Here is a 19,753-nt window from a genome sequence, read left to right on the forward strand (position 1 = left end):
AACTGTGCATCCTTCGATGCCGGCGAATCAGATAGACAAGCAAACTTTATTCCGCGCCGGCCAAGTAGTCGGCAAACTCGATGGTGCCGACGGGGTTCTGGGGTGCGAGGTGCGCGCCCGATCGGTACGCGGCAACGATGCGTCCCGGGATGGGGACGGCCACCACTTTGCGGCGGCCCCCACCCGCGGTCAGGTACATCCGCCCCAACTCGGCGTGCGTGTGCACCGTCGGTCCGCCGATGTCGGGCACCCGGCCCGACGGGTCGGAATCGATCAGCTCGACGAGCCGACGCGCGACGTCGCGGCTGTCGATCGGCTGGAAGCTGACGCCGCGCAGCGCCCACAGCACGGGTGAGTACCGCTGGACCGCGAAGCTGGTGGCGATCAGGTCGTGGAACTGGGTGGCGCGCAGTACCGTATGGGCGACGCCGGAGGCGTCCAGTGCTTGCTCGACTCTGACCTTGGTCCGGTAGTAGGGCAACGGGATTCGGTCGATACCGACGATCGATACGTGCACGAGGTGGCCGACGCCGGCGCGTCGCATCGCCGACGTCAGGTGCCGCATCGAGGTGACATCCTTGTCGCCGGTCGCCTGCGTGGCGCAGTTGACGATCACGTCCACCCCGTCGACCGCCGCGTCGATTCCCTCACCTGCCAGCAGATCGGCTCGCCGCCAATGTAATTCGCCGCTGTCAGGTTGGTTGCGCCGACTCAGCGCGTAGACGTCGTAGCCGGCCGCGATGGCCGCGGGCAACACTTGGTGACCGAGCGTGCCGGTCGCCCCGGTGACCAAGACCCGTTTCGCCATGTCGGTGATCCTATGCCGCGGTCACTGCCGGGTAAGGATGCACACGTAGCGTCGCGGAGTGTTGTAGAAACACGAGCCCTCCTTCGCCGGGAAACCGACCAGTGCCGCCTCTGCGATTTCGGCCGGTCCGCCACAGGCGAGCCCGATCGAGCGCTCGAACAGCGGGTCGCATGTCATTACGAGAAACGTCGCCTCCGACGGCTCAACGATCGGAACGCCACTGCGACGCAACGGGAATTCGATCGCTCCTCCGGACTTGTTGACCCCGGTGACCGCGATCGGCACGTCCCCTAGTGTCGCCCTCACCTTCTCGGCTGCGTGCACCGCATGCGGCCAGCCCTTTGCCGAGGGTGTGAACGACGGCATCACCACGATCGCCGAAACGATGCACACGATGACCGCAGCGGCGGCGGCGCATCGCACTAGGACCGGTCGCGCCGACCACATCCAGGAGACACCTATTCCGATGGCGGTGAACACAATCGGATGAAGCCAGGAGTAGTACTGATCCGTCGGCAGCCCTGGATAACTGACAGCCAGCGTCGGTGCGATGAGGGCCAGCGCGACGATCGCCCATGCCGTGGTGAGGATCGCCCAGCCGCCGAACCGCCGTGCGATGCCTGTCGTCGCGACCGCGGCGATGATGAGTGCCGCCACGGTGGTGACGGACGCCGGCCATGCCGACAGCGGGGCAGATGCGGAATCACCGGCGACCGGCCCGGCCAGGATTCGCCATCCGATGACGGGGATGGCTGCGAGGCGTTGGCCTACCGACTCATCTATGCCCAGGTTCGCCGCGAAGACATGATCCGAGATTCCGCGTGTCTCGGCGAAATCGGTGTGCAGTTCGTAGACGAGAACCGGGACGAGCCCAGCGACCATGATCAATGCGGTCGCCGCCAATACGCCACGCACCGACCGTCGCGGCCGCCGAAACACGTCGGCGATGAACAAGGCGATGAACGGTGGCACCGCCAGCACCGCCAGCAGGTGAGCGTGGACCAAGAGAACCGTTGCCGCAGAAGCCAGCACCCACCAGCCGAGCTCGCGTGTGCGCCATGCCTGCCAGGCCGCGGCCACTGCCAGCGCGGCCACGGGGCCGACGATGTTCGCGTTCCACAGAAATGTCGACGCTCCGATCGCCGACGGGCTCACCGCCATCAACAGCGCCGCGACGTGTCCGGCCAGCGGGCCGCCTACCGTGCGGCCCAGCCACCACGTCGCTGCAACGCCGGCGATGCCGATGAGCGCCACGGTCGTCAACACCACCGCCGGATCGACATCACTCAGGAACGCACTGGGCGCAAGGAGCCAGTAATAGGCAACGCCGTGATGTCCGGTGGCGAACGAGGCCTGCGGACCCACCAAGGGCATCTGTCCGTCGCGCACCCAATGCAGCAGCGTGAGCATTTCGGTGCCCTGATCGTCGTCCCACTCGCCGCGCCCCGCCAGCCCGATCAGTCGGACGGCTGCGGCGATCAGAAGTATGACCGCCAGCACCAGTCCGTCGCGTCGGGCCGAGGTCACGCCCTCACCCTAAGATGCGCCCGTCGATCCTCCCCGCCCGCATCATGGCGGGAGCCGAAGTCAGTTCTTCACTCGTATTAGTCGGGCGCAGGGACTGGGCCAAAAGGTTTGGCCAGGCTTGCGGCCGCATCAGAAGGCAGACTTGCGATCTTGCCGACGAAATTGCCCGGCAAGTTCGCGATGCTCGTCGCGAAATCGCTTGGCAGGCTGGCGATCTTTCCCGGAGCGTCCCCCAGCCTCGCGAAGCTGTTGGCGGCATCTTCGGGCAACGAGGTGACGCCGCCCACGAATTGTCCAGGGAGAGCAACGAGACTATTCACCGTCTGCTGCGGAACCGCCGCGATCTTGCAGGTAACCGCGGGTGCGCAGCCCACCAACCAGTCGGGGTCGATGGGCTCTGCTGACGCCGGGGCGGCGGTAGCCAGGGCGGCCCCGCCGATGAATCCAGCAACGACAATGACTCTTTTCATGACCACTCCGTTCAAGATGGACAGTTCGCCTGTTACGTAGTGCAAAGCGGGTACACAACCATCAAAATCCGGACTCGCTGATTAGCCGAAATGATAGGCGCTGTTGCTCGTCGTGTCGCGACGAGCGTGCTTTGCCAAGGGTTCCCGCACGTTTGCCGTACTCAAAATTCATCAGAGGGAAACCGGCTGGACCCCAACCTGTCTCGTCGCGCTGGGGTCCCGCAGCTTCGCGGTCCCTAGGTCGCCCAGTTCGGCGGGCGCTTCTGCAGAAACGCCATCATGCCCTCTCTGGCCTCTTCGGAGACAAACAATTCGGCGGACTGCCGCGTCAACGCCTCGGCGTCCCGGTCGAACGCCGCCAGCAGCGGCGCGGTCGTCAGGGCCTTGGAGGCGGCCAACCCCTGCGGCGAGGCTTTGCCGATCTCCGCGCCCAGGGCCGCCACCGTCGCCTCGACGTCGTCGGTGGCGACGGTGATCAGGCCGATGTCGGCGGCCTCGGCGGCGCCGAACTTCTCGCCGGTCAGGAAGTAGCGGCCCGCGGCGCGGGCCGTCATCTTCGGCAGCAGGGCGAGCGAGATGATCGACGGCGCAACGCCAATGCGCGCTTCGGTCAACGCGAACGTACTCGCCTGGCCCGCCACCGCGATGTCGCATGCGCCCACCAGTCCCAGCCCACCGGCGCGGACGTGTCCGTCGATCGCGCCGATCACCGGGATCGGCAGTTCGAGGATCCTGCGCAGCAGCCGGGTCAGTTCGCGGGCCCGTTCGACGTCGATATCGGCGGGGTCACCACCTGAGGCTTGGGCGAGATCGGCTCCTGCGCAGAAGGTTCCGCCGGTGTGGCCGAGCACCACCGCACGGACTCCACCGTCCGTGGTGGCGTCGGTCAGACCCTGGTGTAGCTGGTCGACCAGCGCGGTCGACAACGCGTTGCGGTTCTCCGGCGAGTCCAGCGTCAGGCGCGCGACGCTGCCCTCGACGGAGTAGCCGACAAGCGCGCTCATCAGTACGACCTGGGCAGACCCAGTGACGTCTGCGCGACGAAGTTGAGGATCATCTCTCGGCTCACGGGTGCGATGCGGGCCAACCGCGACGCCACCAGCACCGAGGCGATACCGTACTCCTTCGTCAGGCCGTTGCCGCCGAGGCACTGCACCGCCTGATCGACCGCGCGCACCGACGCTTCACCCGCCGCATACTTGGCCATGTTGGCGGCCTCGGCCGCGCCGACGTCGTCGCCGAGGTCGTACAGCGATGCGGCCTTCTGCATCATCAGCTTCGCCAGCTCGATCTCGATGTGGTTCTGCGCCAACGGGTGTGACAGTCCCTGATGCGCGCCGATCGGCGTCTTCCACACCTGGCGCGTCTTGACGTACTCGGTGGCCTTGTTGATCGCGAACCGGCCCATTCCGACCGCGCTGGCGGCGCCCATGATGCGCTCCGGGTTGAGTCCGGCGAACAGCTGCGCGATGGCCGCGTCTTCGGACCCGACGAGCGCGTCGGCGGGAAGTCGCACCTCGTCCAAGAACAGCTGGAACTGGTTCTCGGGGCTGACGATCTCCATGTCGATCTTGGTCCACGTCATGCCAGGGGTGTCGGTGGGCACGACGAACAGTGCCGGCTTGAGGTTGCCGGTCTTGTGATCTTCGGTCCGGCCGACGACGAGAATCGCCTGGGCCTGGTCGACGCCCGAGATGTACACCTTCTGACCCGACAGAATCCAGTCGCTGCCGTCACGGCGGGCGGTGGTGGTGATCTTGTGACTGTTCGACCCCGCGTCGGGTTCGGTGATCGCGAACGCCATGGTGATCGATCCGTCGGCGATTCCCGGGATCCAGCGCTTCTTCTGCTCCTCGGTGCCGAACTTGGCGATGATGGTGCCGTTGATGGCGGGGGAGACCACCATCAAGAGCAGGGCGCAGCCGGCGGCGGACATCTCCTCCATGACCAGCGACAGCTCGTACATCCCGGCCCCGCCGCCGCCGTACTCTTCGGGCAGGTTCACCCCGATGAAGCCGAGTTTGCCTGCCTCGCTCCACAACTCGGTGGTGTGTTCACCAGCGCGGGCCTTCTCCAGGTAGTACTTCTCGCCATAGTTGGCGGCCATCGCGGCGACAGCCTTGCGCAGCGCCTGCTGTTCTTCGGTCTCGACGAAGCTGCTCATGTGTTTCCTTAAGGGTTGTCCACTCGGGCGAGTACGGCCCCGACGTCGACCTGCTGGCCGACCTCGACGTTGAGTTCGGCGAGCACTCCGTCGCCGGGCGAGGTCACGGTGTGCTCCATCTTCATCGCCTCCAGCCACACCAGTGGCTGCCCGGCGGCCACCGAGTCGCCCACGGCGGCGCCGATGCGCAACACCGATCCGGGCATGGGCGCCAAGAGCGACCCCTGCGCAACAGCGGTATCGGGGTCGCCGAAGCGAGGTAGCGCCACGAGATGCACGGGCCCCAGGGATGAGTCGACGTACACGTCGGCGCCGTATCGCGCGACATCGAAGGCACGCTCCACACCGGCGATGGACAGCACGACGCGATCGGCGGCGGAGGACACGAGACCGACGCCGTCAAGGTCGGGAAGGTGCACGCTGTCGCGGGTACAGCGGTAGCGCACCACGTGCTCTCCGCCGGAAGCGTCGCCGTAGGACTTGGTCTGGAATCCGGACGCCAGGTTGCGCCAGCCGCTCGGTGCGGCGGCGAACACCGTTGCACTGTCGCGGTTCTGCGCGGCGTCGGCGAGTGCCGCGGCGACCGCGGAGAGTGCGGCGGCCCGGTCGTCGCCCAGCGGGGTGGACAACCGGTCGAGGCCGTGGGTGTCGAAGAAGGCCGTATCGGTGGCGCCGTCGAGGAACGCCGGGTGCCGCAGCACGTTGACCAACAAATCGCGGTTGGTCCTGATGCCGTGCAGCCGGGTGCGGGTCAGCGCATCGGCGAGGACGGCCGCGGCTTGACGTCGCGTCGGTGCGTAGGAGATGACCTTGGCGAGCATCGGGTCGTAGAAGATCGACACCTCCGAGCCGTCCTGGATGCCGGTGTCGACTCGCACCGTCTGCGGTACCTCGAACCGGTGAACGGTGCCCGCCTGCGGCTGCCAGTTCTTCGCCGGGTCTTCGGCGTACAGCCGTGCCTCGATGGACGATCCACGCGACGGTGGCGGTTCGGGATCGAGTTGTCCGCCATCGGCGACGTGCAGCTGCAACTCGACGAGGTCCAGCCCGGTGGTCGCCTCGGTGACGGGATGTTCGACCTGCAGTCGGGTGTTCATCTCGAGGAAGTAGAAATCGCCCGCCCCTGGACCATCTGGGCCCGCCATGAACTCGACGGTGCCCGCACCGGCGTAGCCGATCGCCTCCGCCGCCAGCCGCGCGGCGTCGAACAGCTTGGCGCGCATGCCTTCCGTCCGCTCGACGAGCGGCGAGGGCGCCTCTTCGATGATCTTCTGATGGCGCCGCTGGATCGAACATTCGCGTTCGCCGACCGCCCACACGGTGCCGTGCTGGTCCGCCATCACCTGGACCTCGACGTGATGACCGGTGGCGAGGTAGCGCTCGCAGAACACGGTCGGATCGCCGAAGGCCGACTGCGCTTCGCGGCGTGCGGCCTCCACCTGGTCCGGCAGCGACGACAACTCGTCGACGATCCGCATACCGCGGCCGCCGCCACCGGCAGAGGCCTTGATCAGCACCGGCAACTGGTCGGCGGTGACGGTGTCGGGATCGAGTTCCTCGAGCACCGGCACACCCGCGGCCGCCAGCATCTTCTTCGCCTCGATCTTGGAGCCCATTGCGGCAACCGCGGCCACCGGTGGACCTATCCACGTAAGCCCGGCATCGATTACCGCGGCGGCGAACTCAGCGTTCTCCGAGAGGAATCCGTATCCGGGGTGGATCGCGTCGGCCCCGGCCGCCTGTGCGGCGGCGATCAGCTGCGCCGCGTCGAGGTAGCCCTTGGTACCTTCCAGCCGCACCCGGGCGTCCGCCTCGGCGACGTGGGGAGACGCCGCGTCGGGATCGGTGTAGACGGCGACGGTGCCGATGCCGAGCTTGCGGCAGGTGTCGAACACCCGGCGAGCGATCTCGCCGCGATTGGCAACCAGTACTCGAGTGATCATCGCGCGGCGCTCACATCCTGAAAACGCCGAAGTTCGACGTCCCCTTGATCGGGCCATTCGCGATGGCGGACAGGCACATTCCCAGCACGGTGCGGGTGTCTCGCGGGTCGATCACCCCGTCGTCATAGAGCCGGCCGGACAGGAACATCGGCAGCGACTCGGCCTCGATCTGCGCTTCCACAGCGGCGCGCAGGGCGGCGTCGGCGTCCTCGTCGACCTGCTGGCCGCGGGCCTCGGCGGCGGCGCGGCTGACGATCGACAGGACGCCCGCCAGCTGCGTGCCACCCATGACAGCGGACTTGGAGCTGGGCCACGCGAACAGAAACCGGGGATCGTAGGCGCGGCCGCACATCCCGTAGTGGCCCGCGCCGTACGAGGCGCCGATCAGCAGGGAGATGTGCGGCACGGTGGAATTGGAGACGGCGTTGATCATCATCGAGCCGTGCTTGATCATCCCGCCCTCCTCGTACTTGCGGCCGACCATGTAGCCGGTCGTGTTGTGCAGGAACAACAGTGGCGTGTCGGCGCGGTTGGCCAGCTGGATGAACTGGGTGGCCTTCTGCGACTCCTCGGAGAACAACACCCCGCGGTGGTTGGCCAGGATGCCGATCGGATAGCCGTAGAGGGTGGCCCAGCCGGTCACCAGGGAGCAACCGTAGAGGGGTTTGAACTCGTCGAAGTCGGAGCCGTCGACGATGCGGGCGATGACGTCGCGTGGATCGAACGGGATGCGCAGATCGGCGGGGACGATGCCGACCAGCTCCTCCGGATCGAACAGCGGCTCGGTGACCGGGCTCGGCGCTGGGCCCTGCTTGCGCCAGTTCAACCTGGCCACGATGCGACGACCGATGCGGATCGCGTCGAGCTCGTCGACTGCGAAGTAGTCGCCGAGTCCCGAAGTGCGGGCGTGCATCTCGGCGCCGCCAAGCGATTCGTCGTCGGATTCCTCGCCGGTCGCCATCTTCACCAGCGGCGGCCCGGCCAGGAAGACCTTGGAACGCTCCTTGATCATCACCACGTGGTCGGACATTCCGGGGATATAGGCGCCGCCGGCCGTCGAGTTGCCGAACACCAGCGCGATGGTCGGGATCCCCGCTGCCGAGAGCCGGGTGAGGTCGCGGAACATCTGACCGCCGGGTATGAAGATCTCCTTCTGCGTCGGCAGATCGGCGCCGCCGGATTCCACCAGTGACACCACCGGCAGCCGGTTCTGCAGCGCGATCTGGTTGGCGCGCAGGATCTTCTTCAGTGTCCACGGATTGCTGGTGCCGCCCTTGACCGTTGGGTCGTTGGACACGATGAGGCACTCCACGCCCTCGATCGCGCCGATTCCCGTCACGACGCTGGCCCCGACGGCGAAGTCGCTACCCCATGCGGCCAGCGGACTGAGTTCCAGGAACGGCGAATCGGGGTCGAGCAGCATCTCGATGCGCTCGCGCGCGGTCATCTTTCCGCGGTCGTGATGGCGTTTGACGTACTTTTCACCGCCGCCGGCCAACGCCTTGGCGTGTTCGATCTCGAGTTCGGCGAGTTTGGCGGTCATCACGTCCGCGGCCTCGGAGAACGCCGAGGACCTCTTGTCGATGGTCGACTTCAGCGCGGTCATGACTGGAACCCAAGGGTTTTCGCCGCGAGGCCGGTGAGGATCTCCGTCGTGCCGCCGCCGATGCCGAGGATGCGCATATCCCGGTACTGCCGCTCCACTTCGGATTCGCTCATGTATCCCATCCCGCCGAACAACTGCACGGCCTGATTGGCCACCCACTCGCCGGCCTCGACGGCGGTGTTCTTCGCGAAGCACACCTCCGTGATCAGGTTGGTCTCACCCGCGAGCTGTCGTTCCACCACGTTGCGGGTGTAGACGCGGGCCACATCGATGCGCCGCGCCATTTCGGCCAGCGTGTTCTGCACGGATTGCCGTGTGATCAACGGCCTGCCGAACGTTTCACGGTTGCGGCACCATTCGACGGTCAGGTCGAGGCACCGTTGCGCACTCGCGTATGCCTGCGCGGCCAGCCCGACGCGTTCGGAGACGAATGCGCCTGCGATTTGGATGAATCCGGTGTTCTCTCCGCCGATGAGGTTGGCGGCGGGCACCCGCGCATCCGTGTAGGAGAGCTCAGCGGTGTCACTGGACCGCCACCCCATTTTGTCCAGTTTGCGGCTGACCTCGAATCCGGGTGTGTTCTTGTCGACGACGATCAGCGAGACACCCGCAGCGCCGTCGCCTCCCGTGCGGGCCGCGGTCACCACATAGTCCGCCCGCACGCCGGAGGTGATGTAGGTCTTCGCGCCGTTGATGACGTAATCGTCGCCATCGCGGACGGCGCGCGTGGTCAGGTGCCCGACGTCCGAACCGCCGCCCGGTTCGGTGATGGCCAGGCTGCCGATCAGGTCGCCGCGCAGTGTCGGCCGCACATAGGTGTCGATCAACCGCTCGTCGCCGGAGGCGATCATGTGCGGCACCGAGATCCCGCAGGTGAACAGCGAGGCGAAGACGCCGCCGGGTGCGCCGGAGTAGTGCATCTCCTCGCAGATGACCACCGCGTCCGCACCGTCGCCACCACCCCCGCCGACGGCTTCGGGCATGCCTGCCCCCAGCAGGCCCGCATCGCCCGCCTTGCGGTGCAGATCGCGGGGCAGGTCGCCGCTGCGCTCCCACTCGTCGACGTTGGGCAGGATCTCGCGTTCTGCGAACGCCCGCACCGTCTTTCGAAGTTGTTCCCGTTCCGGGGTGTGCCAGATGCTCAAGACAAGAACTCCTCAGGGATGTCGACATGGCGGCTGCGTAGCCATTCACCAAGACCTTTGGCCTGCGGATCGAAGCGGGCCTGATAGGCCACCCCTTGACCGAGGATGCCCTCGATCAAGAAGTTGACCGCCCGCAGCCGAGGCAGCAGGTGGCGGGTGACTTCCAGATCCGCTGTCTCAGGCAGTAACTCGCGAAGCTTGTCGACGGTCAGGGTGTGCGCCAGCCACTGCCAGTGGTCGTCGCGGCGGACCCACAACCCGACGTTGGCACTACCGCCCTTGTCGCCGCTGCGCGCGCCCGCAATCCGTCCCAGCGGCACGCGTCGGGTGGCGCCGTCGGGGAGTGGTTCGGGCAATGCCGGCGGCGGGGCATCCGCCAGGTCCAGTGTCTCGGAGGCCGGGGCGATGTCGGTGCGGCTGCCGTCGGCGTGCACGGCGACATGGGCGACCTCGGTGGCGGGCACGAATGCGGGGTGGAATACGCCGTAGATCTGACCGTCACCCGGCGGCGCGGTGCTGGTGAAACCGGGATAGCTGGCCAACGCGAGTTCGACAGCCGCCGAGGAGAATTGACGTCCGACGTTGGCCGGATCGGGGTCGCGCACCACGCATCGCAGCAGCGCGCTGGCGGCTTCCTCGGTGTCGGCGTCGGCGTGATCGGTGCGCGCCAGTGTCCACTGCATCTCGGCGGGCTTGTCCGCCAGGGCGCTCTCGAGCTGTCTGCGTACCAGCGAGGCCTTGGCCTCGATGTCCAATCCGGTGAGTACCAAGGTCATCTCGTTGCGGTATCCACCGATGCTGTTGAGCGAGACCTTCAACGTCGGAGGCGGTGCTTCGCCCGTCACCCCGCTGATGCGAACGCGGTCCGGCCCGTCGTCGCTGAGTTCGATGGTGTCGACGCGCAGTGTCGCATCGGGATTGGCGTATCGCGCACCGGTGATCTCGTAGAGCAGTTGTGCGGTGACGGTGTCGATGGTGACCGCTCCGCCGGTACCCGGGTGTTTGGTGATGACCGACGATCCGTCGGAGTGGATTTCGGCGAGTGGAAAGCCCGGATGGGTGAGGTCGGCTATCTCGGTGAAGAACGAGTAGTTGCCGCCGGTGGCCTGCGCGCCACACTCGATGACGTGGCCGGCGGCGATCGCGCCCGCGAGCCGGTCGTGGTCGGTGCGACCCCATCCGTGGTGCGCGGCGGCCGGCCCGACGATGACCGACGCGTCGGTGACGCGACCGGTGACGACGACGTCCGCGCCGGAGTTCAGGCAGTCGACGATGCCCCACGCCCCGAGGTACGCGTTGGCCGCCAGCGCCGTAGCGGCTCCGAAGCCCAACTCTTCGGCTCGCGGCAGCAGATCGTCGCCCTCGACGTGGGCCACCCGCACGCTCAGCCCGAGGCGGTCCGCCAGATCGCGCACCGCCTGCGCCAACCCGGCGGGGTTGAGGCCGCCGGCGTTCGCGACGATCCGCACGCCGCGATCCAGCGCGGTGCCGAGGCACTCCTCGAGCTGGATCAGAAAGGTCTTCGCGTAGCCGCGGTCGGGCGACTTGACGCGGTCGCGGGCCAGGATCAGCATCGTGAGTTCGGCGAGGTAGTCACCGGTGAGATAGTCCAGCTCACCGCCGGTGAGCATCTCCCGCATGGCCGCGAGACGGTCACCATAGAAGCCCGAGTAGTTGCCGATGCGGACCGCTGCAGAACTAGTAGCCACGCGCCTCCTTGCGACGTATCAACCAACCGGTAGGTTAGCGGGTACCGGTGGTATCGCGCCAAGCCACTCCGCTGTTTTGGAGGCTACGCAGGTCACCGGCTATCCTGAAGAGCAATTGCCGATGCCTGAGTCGTTGCGCGGCACATACTTCATCAGAGATAGACCCTCGACTAGGAGATTTTCAATCATGGCTGTTCCCAAGCGGAGGATGTCGCGCGCGAATACCCGTAGCCGGCGTTCGCAGTGGAAGGCCAAGCGCACCGAGCTCGTCGGCGTGACGGTTGCTGGTCAGCAGCACAAGGTGCCGCGCCGTCTGCTCAAGGCGGCCCGGCTCGGCCTGATCGATCTCGACCGCCGCTGATACTTTCGCGCAAGCCCAGATCGGCGCGCCTCTCAGGCCGCTCTCAGACAGCGGGTTGACACTGTGGCTGTGCGAATACTTGTCGTCGACGATGACCGCGCTGTGCGCGAATCGCTGCGTCGATCGCTCTCCTTCAATGGTTACTCCGTCGAGCTGGCGCAGGACGGACTCGAAGCTCTCGATCTGATCGCCAGCGATCGGCCGGATGCCGTCGTGCTGGACGTCATGATGCCGCGGCTGGACGGCCTCGAGGTGTGCCGTCAGCTCCGCAGCACCGGTGACGACCTGCCGATACTCGTGCTGACCGCGCGCGACTCGGTCTCCGAACGCGTCGCCGGCCTGGACGCAGGCGCCGACGACTATCTCCCGAAGCCGTTCGCGCTGGAGGAACTGCTCGCCCGCATGCGCGCCCTGCTGCGGCGCACGTCGCCCGATGAGGGCACGGATACACCGGCGATGACGTTCTCCGACTTGTCGCTGGACCCGGTCACTCGCGAGGTCACCCGCGGTCAACGTTCGATCAGCCTGACGCGCACCGAGTTCGCGCTGCTCGAGATGCTCATCGCGAACCCGCGGCGGGTGCTCACCCGCAGCCGCATCCTCGAAGAGGTGTGGGGTTTCGACTTCCCGACCTCGGGCAACGCCCTCGAGGTGTACGTCGGCTACCTCCGCCGTAAGACCGAGGCCGAAGGAGAGCCGAGACTGATCCACACCGTGCGCGGGGTGGGTTATGTGCTGCGCGAGACACCTCCCTGATGTCAGCTCGGAAATCCTCGCCTCGGCCCGGGCCATATCCACAGGCGGCGCAGTCGACGGCCAGTTCGTTGTCGCTGCGCTGGCGGGTGATGCTGCTCGCGATGTCGATGGTGGCGATGGTGGTGGTCTTGATGGCCGTCGCCGTGTACGCCGTCGTCTCGCGCGCGCTCTACGACGATATGGACAACCAGCTGCACAGCCGTGCCAGCCTGCTGATCGAAAGTGGCTCGCTGACCACCGATCCCGGTAAGGCGATCGAGGGCACCGCGTACTCCGACGTGAACGCGATGCTGGTCAATCCCGGCCGCTCGATTTTCACCGCGAACCAGCAGGGGCAGACGCTGCCACTGGGTGATCCCGAGAAAGCCGTCATCCGTGGCGACCTGTGGATGTCGAAGCGATCTGTCGACCAACAGCGGGTGCTGGCCCTGCATCTGTCCAACGGCAGTACGTTGCTGATCTCCAAGAGCCTGGTGCCGACCGACAAGCTGCTCAAGCGGTTGGGCACCGTGCTGCTCATCGTCGGTGGGGTCGGCGTGGTGGTGGCCGCGATGGCAGGCGGTGCCGTCGCCCGCGCGGGGCTGAGGCCGGTGGCGCGGCTCACATCGGCGGCGGAGCGCGTTGCGCGCACCGACGATCTGAGGCCGATTCCGGTATACGGCAGCGACGAACTCGCCCGTCTCACCGAGGCTTTCAACATGATGCTGCGTGCCTTGGCCGAATCGCGTGAGCGGCAAGCACGGCTGGTCACCGACGCCGGCCACGAACTGCGCACCCCGCTGACGTCGTTGCGCACCAACGTCGAACTGCTGATGGCATCGATGGCCCCTGGCGCACCGCGGCTGCCCGAGGAGGAGATGGCGGGCCTGCGCGAAGACGTCATCGCTCAGATCGAAGAGCTGTCCACCCTCGTCGGCGATCTGGTCGACCTGACCCGCGACGAAGCCGGCGTCGTCATTCACGAGCCCGTCGACATGACCGAGATCGTCGACCGCTCGCTGGAGCGAGTTCGCCGTCGCCGCAACGACATTGAGTTCGATGTGAACCTGGTGCCGTGGCAGGTCTACGGTGACGGCGTCGGCCTGGGCCGCGCGGTGCTCAACGTGCTCGACAACGCCGCCAAGTGGAGCCCGCCCGGCGGACGGGTCGGTGTGCGGTTGTCACAGGTCGATTCGATGCACGCCGAATTGGTGATCACCGATCAGGGCCCCGGTATCCCGCCGCAGGAACGGCGGTTCGTGTTCGAGCGCTTCTTCCGCTCGACCTCCGCACGTGCGATGCCGGGATCGGGTCTGGGTCTGGCGATCGTGAAACAGGTTGTGCTCAAGCATGGCGGCTCGTTGCGCGTCGAGTACGCCGTGCCGGGCGGGCAGCCGCCCGGCACCGCGATACACATGGTGCTGCCGGGCAGACCGATACCCGGTGAGTCCGCGCGACACGCGGTCACAGGCGTGGACTTGCCCGTGGTCAGCGTCGACAATGATTAGCCTAGGCGCGCTCTGGGGAAGCAACTCTGTGCATGTCCCGAACGTTCTCTAAGTGGATTCTCAGCCCGCTTAGGCAACTTTGACAGTGCGAACGCCGTTGTTCTGGATGTCGGACCCACAACAGGAAAAGAGCACCGCAGCGACATGACCAACCATCCGAGGTATTCGCCGCCACCGCCACCGGGTCGTCGCCCCGAGCCCGCGGCCGCCGGATACCCCGGTGCGCAGCGGCCCGATCCGTACCAGCAGCAGCCGTATGACTGGCGGTACCAGACGCAACAGCAGCCTTTTCGTGCCCCCTACGATCCGTATAGTGGTGCGCCGCAGCCGGCCACGGCGCGGTTTCCCCACGCGCCCCTTCCGCTGCAGCAGGCCCAGAAGCGTTCTCGCGCAGGCTCTTTGATCGCCGGCGCCATCGCAGTCGCGGTCGTGTCCGCCGGTGTGGGCGGTGGAGTGGCGCTGCTCGTGCAGTCCGAGCGGCCCGCGGCGTCGTCGACCATCAACGGCGCCGCTCCCGGTCAGCCCGTCGCCAGCCTGCCCGCCGGCTCGGTCGAACAGGTCGCGGCCAAGGTGGTGCCCAGCGTGGTGAAGCTCGAGGTGGATCTCGGCAGGCAATCCGAGGAGGGCTCCGGGATCATCCTGTCGCAGGACGGCCTCATCCTGACCAACAACCACGTCGTCACCGCGGCGTCAAAAGACGGGCCCGGCGGCCCGGGCGGTCCGCCGGCACCCACTGGTGGCGGCGGCGCGCAGACCAAGGTGACGTTCGCCGACGGCCGCAGCGCCCCGTTCACGGTGGTCGGAACCGACCCCAGCAGCGACATCGCCGTGGTGCGCGCCCAGGGAGTGACGGGTCTGACGCCGATCACCGTCGGCTCGTCGGCCAACCTGCGTGTCGGCCAGGACGTCGTGGCGATCGGTTCGCCGCTCGGGCTCGAGGGCACGGTGACCACCGGCATCATCAGCGCGCTGAACCGGCCTGTTGCCGCCGGTGGCGACATCCGCAACCAGAACACGGTGCTGGATGCGGTGCAGACCGACGCCGCCATCAACCCCGGTAACTCCGGGGGTGCGCTGGTCAACATGAATGGCGAGTTGGTCGGCGTCAACTCGGCCATCGCCACATTGGGCGGCGACGCCGATGGCGCGGCGCAGGGCGGTTCGATCGGGCTCGGGTTCGCCATCCCGGTCGACCAGGCCAAGCGCATCGCCGACGAGCTGATCGAGAACGGCACCGCCTCGCACGCCTCGCTGGGTGTCCAGGTCGGTAACGACGCGACGGTCGACGGTGCCCGCATCGTCGAGGTGACCGGCGGCGGTGCCGCCGCCGCCGCGGGCCTACCCAGTGGTGTCGTCGTGACCAAGGTCGACGACCGGGTGATCAACAGCGCCGATGCGCTGGTCGCGGCGGTGCGATCCAGGGCGCCCGGCGACAAGCTGACGCTCACGTACCTCGATACCGCCGGCAAGGCGCAGACCGTGGAAGTCACACTCGGCAAGGCCCAGCAGTGAGGCCCACTGTGACCTCCGGACCGACGACCCTGAGAGTGGCTGCGCCGCTGTCGCTGCCCGGATATACGGTTGGCGTCATGGAACAGCCAGGGGAGTTGGTGGGCCGAGCTTTGGTCGTCGTGGTGGACGACCGCACTGCGCATGGCGACGAGGAGGACCACAGCGGTCCGCTGGTCACCGAACTGTTAGGTGAAGCGGGCTTCGTCGTGGACGGCGTGGTCGTGGTGGCCGCCGATGAGGTCGAGATCCGTAACGCGCTGAACACCGCGGTCATCGGTGGAGTGGACCTGGTGGTGTCGGTCGGCGGGACCGGTGTCACGCCGCGTGACGTCACCCCCGAGGCGACGGTCGATCTGCTCGATCGCGAGCTGCTGGGTATCGCGGAGGCACTACGGGCGTCCGGGTTGTCTGCCGGCGTCGCCGATGCCGGACTGTCACGCGGCCTGGCAGGAATCTCCGGGAGCACGCTGGTCGTGAATCTGGCCGGATCTCGCGCCGCGGTGCGCGATGGTATGGCGACCCTTACTCCGCTGGCTGTTCAGATCATTGGACAGCTGTCGAGTCTCGAGATCTAAGAGTTATCTGTGAGCGATCGCGCGAAAGTGTGATCTTTGTCACAGCTGAGGAGGGCCATGGCTGACCGGTCGGAGCGCCCGCGTGACGCGATGGACGAGATTTTCGGCGACGAGCTACGTCCGAAGTCTATTGACGATCGTGAGAATTCATTTGCCGACGAAAATCGGCACGATGAGTGGTTGCAGGAGAACACGCCTCCGCACCATCAGTGAGCTGCGGATATGCCTCGTAGAGGAATGTCGCGCACGTTGCCTTGATCTTGACCCCCGTGCCTGGCCGCCGGGGCGAATTGCCGGACCCGACGGGCCGCGTCACGGCCCCCATGACGCAAGTATCGGCGTTACTGGAGTGAGCAAAGTGGTAGATCTGGTAACGCCCTCCCAGCTATTTGCGATCTCACGTTGCCGGGGTGATGCCCGACCGTTATGTTCCTCGTGTCAACGATGAGTAAGACGTAAGAGCAGTATGTGAAGTTTCTCATTTGAGTCACATGCGACTCCTGCGTCGTGTGTGGTGTCCGCAGCAGTGCCAGGCACGAACAACAAAACACAGTGGTCCACTCGGGGGTCACTGTCGACATAGCTAGGGAGAACATGAAGGTATTCAGTCGGGTGCTGATTGCGATGGTTGCCGCCATCGCGTCTTTGTTCGTGAGCACTGGCACCTCTCACGCCGGGCTGGACAACGAGCTGAGCCTCGTTGACGGCCAAGACCGGACGCTGACCGTCCAGCAGTGGGACACCTTTCTCAATGGTGTGTTCCCGTTGGACCGCAACCGGCTGACCCGCGAGTGGTTCCACAGCGGTCGCGCGAAGTACATCGTCGCCGGCGCGGGAGCCGAGGAGTTCGAGGGCACCCTGGAGCTGGGTTACCAGATCGGCTTCCCGTGGTCGCTGGGTGTGGGCATCAACTTCAGCTACACCACCCCCAACGTCCTGCTGGACCAGTTCTCGCCAACGGCTCCGCTGGGCCCGGCGTTCACCACGCCGAACCTGTTCCCCGGTGTGTCGATCAGCGCTGACCTCGGCAACGGCCCCGGTATCCAGGAAGTCGCCACCTTCTCGGTGGATGTCGCCGGTCCGTCCGGTGGTGTGGCGGTGTCCAACGCGCACGGCACGGTGACCGGTGCTGCCGGTGGTGTGCTGTTGCGTCCGTTCGCTCGGCTCATCTCGTCGGCTGGTGACAGCGTCACCACCTACGGCGAGCCTTGGAACATGAACTAACACCTCTCCCAGGCAAATTGGGGTCCCCCGGAGAAATCCGGGGGACCCCTTTTTTGCGTGACTCTGGTCTTGTCTTGCCAGAACCGGTCAGGCCGGCAGACCAATTTCTTCCTCGCGTTGCGGGGGTGGTGCCCGACCGTTATGTTCCTCGTGTCAACGATGAGTAAGACGTAAGACCCGCCTGTGAGGCCTCTCATATGAGTGCCAGGCACGAACAACAAAACACGGTGGTCCACTCAGGGGTCACTGTCGACATAGCTAGGGAGAACATGAAGGTATTCAGTCGGGTGCTGATGGCGTTGGTTTTGGCAATCGCCGGAGCCGTCGCGTCTTTGTTCGTGAGCACTGGCACCTCTCACGCCGGGCTGGACAACGAGCTGAGCCTCGTTGACGGCCAAGACCGGACGCTGACCGTCCAGCAGTGGGACACCTTCCTCAATGGTGTGTTCCCGTTGGACCGCAACCGGCTGACCCGCGAGTGGTTCCACAGCGGTCGCGCGAAGTACATCGTCGCCGGCGCGGGAGCCGATGAGTTCGAGGGCACCTTGGAGCTGGGTTACCAGATCGGCTTCCCGTGGTCGCTGGGTGTGGGCATCAACTTCAGCTACACCACCCCCAACATCCTGCTGGACCAGTTCTCGCCGGCAGAGCCGCTGGGACCGGCGTTCACCACGCCGAACCTGTTCCCCGGTGTGTCGATCAGCGCTGACCTCGGCAACGGCCCCGGTATCCAGGAAGTCGCCACCTTCTCGGTGGATGTCGCCGGACCTTCCGGTGGTGTGGCGGTGTCCAACGCGCACGGCACGGTGACCGGTGCTGCCGGTGGTGTGCTGTTGCGTCCGTTCGCTCGGCTCATCTCGTCGGCTGGTGACAGCGTCACCACCTACGGCGAGCCCTGGAACATGAACTAACACCTCTCCCAGGCGTTAAGCGAAACAGCCCCCCGGATCATCCGGGGGGCTGTTTTCGTATGTCGCTCAGGTCTTGTCGTTGCTTGTGGTCTCCGCGGTGTCGGTGTCGCGCCCCGGGGTGTCGGCCAGAAGGTTGCGAATCTCGGTGAGCAGTGTCAGCTCGGTGTCCTGTGCCTGCTCGACTTCGCCCTTCTTGCGCAACCTGTTGTAGGGCAATACGACCAGGAAGTAGACGACGGCAGCGACGAGGATGAAGTTGATGGCCGCCGAGACCAGGACGTTCAGGTCGATGGTCTGGTCGCCGCCGATGCCGATTCGCAGAATGCCGTAGTCGGAGTCGCCGCCCGCGCCGATCCGGTTGATGAGCGGCTGGATGACGCTTTCGGTGAACTTGGTGACCAGCGCCGTGAACGCGGTGCCGATGACCACCGCGACCGATAGATCGACGATGTTGCCTCGGGCGAGAAACTCCTTGAACCCCTTTAACATGCGCGCGATTTCCTTCCCCTTGAGCCCGGCCATATGACAGACACTCGACGTTAGTCCTGATGGTCCTGCGGCACGCGGGGTCCGATGCTAGCTTGCGTGCAGCGGCCAGTTCGGCTGTGCCCGAAATTGGGGGAGGCCTTGCAATGCGGTGGCTGTTTGCGGTGGCAGCGGGAGTGCTGATCGGCATGTCGGCGATCGCGACGAGTCCGGCCAGCGCGCAACCGGTTCCGCCCCCGCCACCGCCCACGCAACCCGGCTCGTCGAGCACCGAGGAGTTGGCCGACATGGTCCTGGATGCGATCGAGCACGATTCGGCCGCGGCCCCGAGCACCACGCCGGTGCCGCAACCCTGACGCGCTCAGTGGAAGGTAGCTCAGTGAAAAGTAACGGTGACGGTCTGCACCAGCGCCGCGCCCGCCGCCTTGTTCGCGTCGTGAGCCGGCAGGGCGACAAGCACCACACGATCACCTCCGCCGCCCGCCCCTGTCGATTTCGGGGATACCAGGACCACGACGGCGTCGGTTGCCACGACCGCGGGCTCGGCGTCGGCGCCAACGCCCGCATCGGCTCCGGCGCCAAGTACATCAACCACGTCCCCCGGCCGGATCAGGTCGAGTAGGGCTGTGTCGTCAAGGTGGAGCGGAACGATGCGCGCATTGGGGCCCGCCGCCGATTCGGCCAGCCGCGGTCCCAGCAACCGCACGTCGGTCAGCGCCTCGCCGCGGCGCGCCGGGCCGGCCAGCGTCGCGCCGACCACGACCGTGAGATCTGTCTGGAATCCATCGGGAACCGTTGTCGCCAAACGGGTTTCGACGCGGACATCGTCCGCGCTGAGTTCGATGCCCGGCGCCAGATCCCGGGCGGCAACGACGATGTCGGTGCGCTCGTGCGCCGGGTCGGGCCGAAGCGCCGCGACGGCAGCCAGGATCACGAGAGCGCCGGCGGCGACCCGCCGGGCCGCCGCGGTGCGTGACCAGTCGGGGCGCAGACGATCGACGAGTCGGCTCAGCGCCGTCGGGTTGAGCGATTCCCCCATACCGCCAAACTAGGCAGCCGAGGAGGGTGA

20 protein-coding genes are annotated in these 19,753 nt (G+C 66.5%); 9 read left to right on the top strand and 11 right to left on the bottom strand.

All coding sequences use genetic code 11. The annotated features are described in order from the left end of the window. Nucleotides 1-46: 46 nt before the first annotated feature. From BST47_RS16365 to BST47_RS16405, 9 genes are all read right to left on the bottom strand, one after another. Entirely contained in the window at nucleotides 47-808 is a 762-nt protein-coding gene (locus BST47_RS16365; RefSeq protein ID WP_083126593.1) for an SDR family oxidoreductase, read from the bottom strand. 21 nt (nucleotides 809-829) lie between these two features. After that, entirely contained in the window at nucleotides 830-2,335 is a 1,506-nt protein-coding gene (locus BST47_RS16370; RefSeq protein WP_083126594.1) for an ArnT family glycosyltransferase, read from the bottom strand. A gap of 77 nt (nucleotides 2,336-2,412) precedes the next feature. Continuing rightward, nucleotides 2,413-2,805, bottom strand: a complete 393-nt coding sequence (locus BST47_RS16375; RefSeq protein ID WP_133056219.1) for a hypothetical protein — start codon at nucleotides 2,803-2,805, stop codon at nucleotides 2,413-2,415. 236 nt (nucleotides 2,806-3,041) lie between these two features. Beyond that, nucleotides 3,042-3,809, bottom strand: a complete 768-nt coding sequence (locus BST47_RS16380) for an enoyl-CoA hydratase family protein (RefSeq protein WP_083126596.1) — start codon at nucleotides 3,807-3,809, stop codon at nucleotides 3,042-3,044. Beyond that, nucleotides 3,809-4,969 carry an acyl-CoA dehydrogenase family protein gene (locus tag BST47_RS16385; protein ID WP_083126597.1) on the bottom strand — a complete coding sequence of 387 codons (1,161 nt, stop codon included), beginning with the start codon at nucleotides 4,967-4,969 and terminating at the stop codon, nucleotides 3,809-3,811. The genes BST47_RS16380 and BST47_RS16385 overlap by 1 nt, the downstream gene beginning before the upstream one ends. 8 nt (nucleotides 4,970-4,977) lie before the next feature. After that, on the bottom strand, nucleotides 4,978-6,912 hold the full coding sequence (locus BST47_RS16390; RefSeq protein ID WP_083126598.1) for an acetyl/propionyl/methylcrotonyl-CoA carboxylase subunit alpha: 1,935 nt from the start codon (nucleotides 6,910-6,912) through the stop codon (nucleotides 4,978-4,980). Nucleotides 6,913-6,922: 10 nt separating this feature from the next. Then, nucleotides 6,923-8,518 carry an acyl-CoA carboxylase subunit beta gene (locus BST47_RS16395; RefSeq protein WP_083126599.1) on the bottom strand — a complete coding sequence of 532 codons (1,596 nt, stop codon included), beginning with the start codon at nucleotides 8,516-8,518 and terminating at the stop codon, nucleotides 6,923-6,925. Beyond that, nucleotides 8,515-9,663 carry an acyl-CoA dehydrogenase family protein gene (locus BST47_RS16400; protein WP_083126600.1) on the bottom strand — a complete coding sequence of 383 codons (1,149 nt, stop codon included), beginning with the start codon at nucleotides 9,661-9,663 and terminating at the stop codon, nucleotides 8,515-8,517. The genes BST47_RS16395 and BST47_RS16400 overlap by 4 nt, the downstream gene beginning before the upstream one ends. Further along, complete coding sequence (locus BST47_RS16405; RefSeq protein ID WP_083126601.1) at nucleotides 9,660-11,372, bottom strand: acyclic terpene utilization AtuA family protein; 1,713 nt, start codon at nucleotides 11,370-11,372, stop codon at nucleotides 9,660-9,662. Before BST47_RS16405 ends, BST47_RS16400 begins: the two co-directional genes overlap by 4 nt. A 187-nt stretch (nucleotides 11,373-11,559) precedes the next feature. Here BST47_RS16405 and rpmF point away from each other — a divergent pair, with 187 nt between their 5' ends. The 8 genes from rpmF to BST47_RS16440 all read left to right on the top strand — a co-directional run bounded on the left by rpmF (nucleotide 11,560) and on the right by BST47_RS16440 (nucleotide 18,198). Then, nucleotides 11,560-11,733: a 50S ribosomal protein L32 gene (gene rpmF / locus BST47_RS16410; RefSeq protein WP_066978450.1), complete on the top strand. Its 174-nt coding sequence runs from the start codon at nucleotides 11,560-11,562 to the stop codon at nucleotides 11,731-11,733. A gap of 69 nt (nucleotides 11,734-11,802) precedes the next feature. Continuing rightward, nucleotides 11,803-12,489 (top strand): response regulator transcription factor, encoded by a 687-nt coding sequence (locus BST47_RS16415; RefSeq protein ID WP_083126796.1) that lies wholly within the window; start codon nucleotides 11,803-11,805, stop codon nucleotides 12,487-12,489. Then, on the top strand, nucleotides 12,489-13,976 hold the full coding sequence (locus BST47_RS16420; RefSeq protein WP_083126602.1) for a HAMP domain-containing sensor histidine kinase: 1,488 nt from the start codon (nucleotides 12,489-12,491) through the stop codon (nucleotides 13,974-13,976). The genes BST47_RS16415 and BST47_RS16420 overlap by 1 nt, the downstream gene beginning before the upstream one ends. A 144-nt stretch (nucleotides 13,977-14,120) precedes the next feature. Further along, nucleotides 14,121-15,488 carry a S1C family serine protease gene (locus tag BST47_RS16425; RefSeq protein ID WP_083126603.1) on the top strand — a complete coding sequence of 456 codons (1,368 nt, stop codon included), beginning with the start codon at nucleotides 14,121-14,123 and terminating at the stop codon, nucleotides 15,486-15,488. 29 nt (nucleotides 15,489-15,517) lie between these two features. Continuing rightward, nucleotides 15,518-16,063, top strand: a complete 546-nt coding sequence (locus BST47_RS16430) for a MogA/MoaB family molybdenum cofactor biosynthesis protein (protein ID WP_163737698.1) — start codon at nucleotides 15,518-15,520, stop codon at nucleotides 16,061-16,063. A 57-nt stretch (nucleotides 16,064-16,120) separates the two neighbouring features. Continuing rightward, entirely contained in the window at nucleotides 16,121-16,276 is a 156-nt protein-coding gene (locus BST47_RS30730; RefSeq protein ID WP_165799805.1) for a hypothetical protein, read from the top strand. Nucleotides 16,277-16,657: 381 nt separating this feature from the next. Beyond that, nucleotides 16,658-17,287: a porin MspA gene (locus BST47_RS16435; protein WP_083126605.1), complete on the top strand. Its 630-nt coding sequence runs from the start codon at nucleotides 16,658-16,660 to the stop codon at nucleotides 17,285-17,287. A 269-nt stretch (nucleotides 17,288-17,556) separates the two neighbouring features. Beyond that, the gene (locus tag BST47_RS16440) at nucleotides 17,557-18,198 is read left to right on the top strand and encodes a porin MspA (RefSeq protein WP_083126606.1); all 642 of its coding nucleotides are present in this window, start codon (nucleotides 17,557-17,559) and stop codon (nucleotides 18,196-18,198) included. A gap of 66 nt (nucleotides 18,199-18,264) precedes the next feature. On the opposite strand, the gene mscL is transcribed toward BST47_RS16440, so the two are convergent. Then, nucleotides 18,265-18,687, bottom strand: a complete 423-nt coding sequence (gene mscL, locus BST47_RS16445; protein WP_083126797.1) for a large-conductance mechanosensitive channel protein MscL — start codon at nucleotides 18,685-18,687, stop codon at nucleotides 18,265-18,267. 143 nt (nucleotides 18,688-18,830) lie between these two features. On the opposite strand from mscL, the gene BST47_RS16450 reads away from it, so the two are divergent. After that, entirely contained in the window at nucleotides 18,831-19,040 is a 210-nt protein-coding gene (locus BST47_RS16450) for a hypothetical protein (RefSeq protein WP_083126607.1), read from the top strand. A 20-nt stretch (nucleotides 19,041-19,060) separates the two neighbouring features. On the opposite strand, the gene BST47_RS16455 is transcribed toward BST47_RS16450, so the two are convergent. Continuing rightward, entirely contained in the window at nucleotides 19,061-19,723 is a 663-nt protein-coding gene (locus BST47_RS16455; protein ID WP_083126608.1) for an SAF domain-containing protein, read from the bottom strand. Nucleotides 19,724-19,753 lie beyond the last annotated feature (30 nt).

Source organism: Mycolicibacterium tusciae, assembly GCF_002086795.1.
Lineage (GTDB): Bacteria > Actinomycetota > Actinomycetes > Mycobacteriales > Mycobacteriaceae > Mycobacterium > Mycobacterium tusciae.

Excerpts from the sequence above, each read along its gene's own strand:
- BST47_RS16365 (WP_083126593.1), bottom strand. The coding sequence starts at position 808 with ATGGCGAAACGGGTCTTGGTCACCGGGGCGACCGGCACGCTCGGTCAC.
- BST47_RS16375 (WP_133056219.1), bottom strand. The coding sequence starts at position 2,805 with ATGAAAAGAGTCATTGTCGTTGCTGGATTCATCGGCGGGGCCGCCCTG.
- BST47_RS16380 (WP_083126596.1), bottom strand. The coding sequence starts at position 3,809 with ATGAGCGCGCTTGTCGGCTACTCCGTCGAGGGCAGCGTCGCGCGCCTG.
- BST47_RS16385 (WP_083126597.1), bottom strand. The coding sequence starts at position 4,969 with ATGAGCAGCTTCGTCGAGACCGAAGAACAGCAGGCGCTGCGCAAGGCT.
- BST47_RS16390 (WP_083126598.1), bottom strand. The coding sequence starts at position 6,912 with ATGATCACTCGAGTACTGGTTGCCAATCGCGGCGAGATCGCTCGCCGG.
- BST47_RS16395 (WP_083126599.1), bottom strand. The coding sequence starts at position 8,518 with ATGACCGCGCTGAAGTCGACCATCGACAAGAGGTCCTCGGCGTTCTCC.
- rpmF (WP_066978450.1), top strand. The coding sequence starts at position 11,560 with ATGGCTGTTCCCAAGCGGAGGATGTCGCGCGCGAATACCCGTAGCCGG.
- BST47_RS16420 (WP_083126602.1), top strand. The coding sequence starts at position 12,489 with ATGTCAGCTCGGAAATCCTCGCCTCGGCCCGGGCCATATCCACAGGCG.
- BST47_RS16425 (WP_083126603.1), top strand. The coding sequence starts at position 14,121 with ATGACCAACCATCCGAGGTATTCGCCGCCACCGCCACCGGGTCGTCGC.
- BST47_RS30730 (WP_165799805.1), top strand. The coding sequence starts at position 16,121 with ATGGCTGACCGGTCGGAGCGCCCGCGTGACGCGATGGACGAGATTTTC.
- BST47_RS16435 (WP_083126605.1), top strand. The coding sequence starts at position 16,658 with ATGAAGGTATTCAGTCGGGTGCTGATTGCGATGGTTGCCGCCATCGCG.
- BST47_RS16440 (WP_083126606.1), top strand. The coding sequence starts at position 17,557 with ATGAAGGTATTCAGTCGGGTGCTGATGGCGTTGGTTTTGGCAATCGCC.
- mscL (WP_083126797.1), bottom strand. The coding sequence starts at position 18,687 with ATGTTAAAGGGGTTCAAGGAGTTTCTCGCCCGAGGCAACATCGTCGAT.
- BST47_RS16450 (WP_083126607.1), top strand. The coding sequence starts at position 18,831 with ATGCGGTGGCTGTTTGCGGTGGCAGCGGGAGTGCTGATCGGCATGTCG.
- BST47_RS16455 (WP_083126608.1), bottom strand. The coding sequence starts at position 19,723 with ATGGGGGAATCGCTCAACCCGACGGCGCTGAGCCGACTCGTCGATCGT.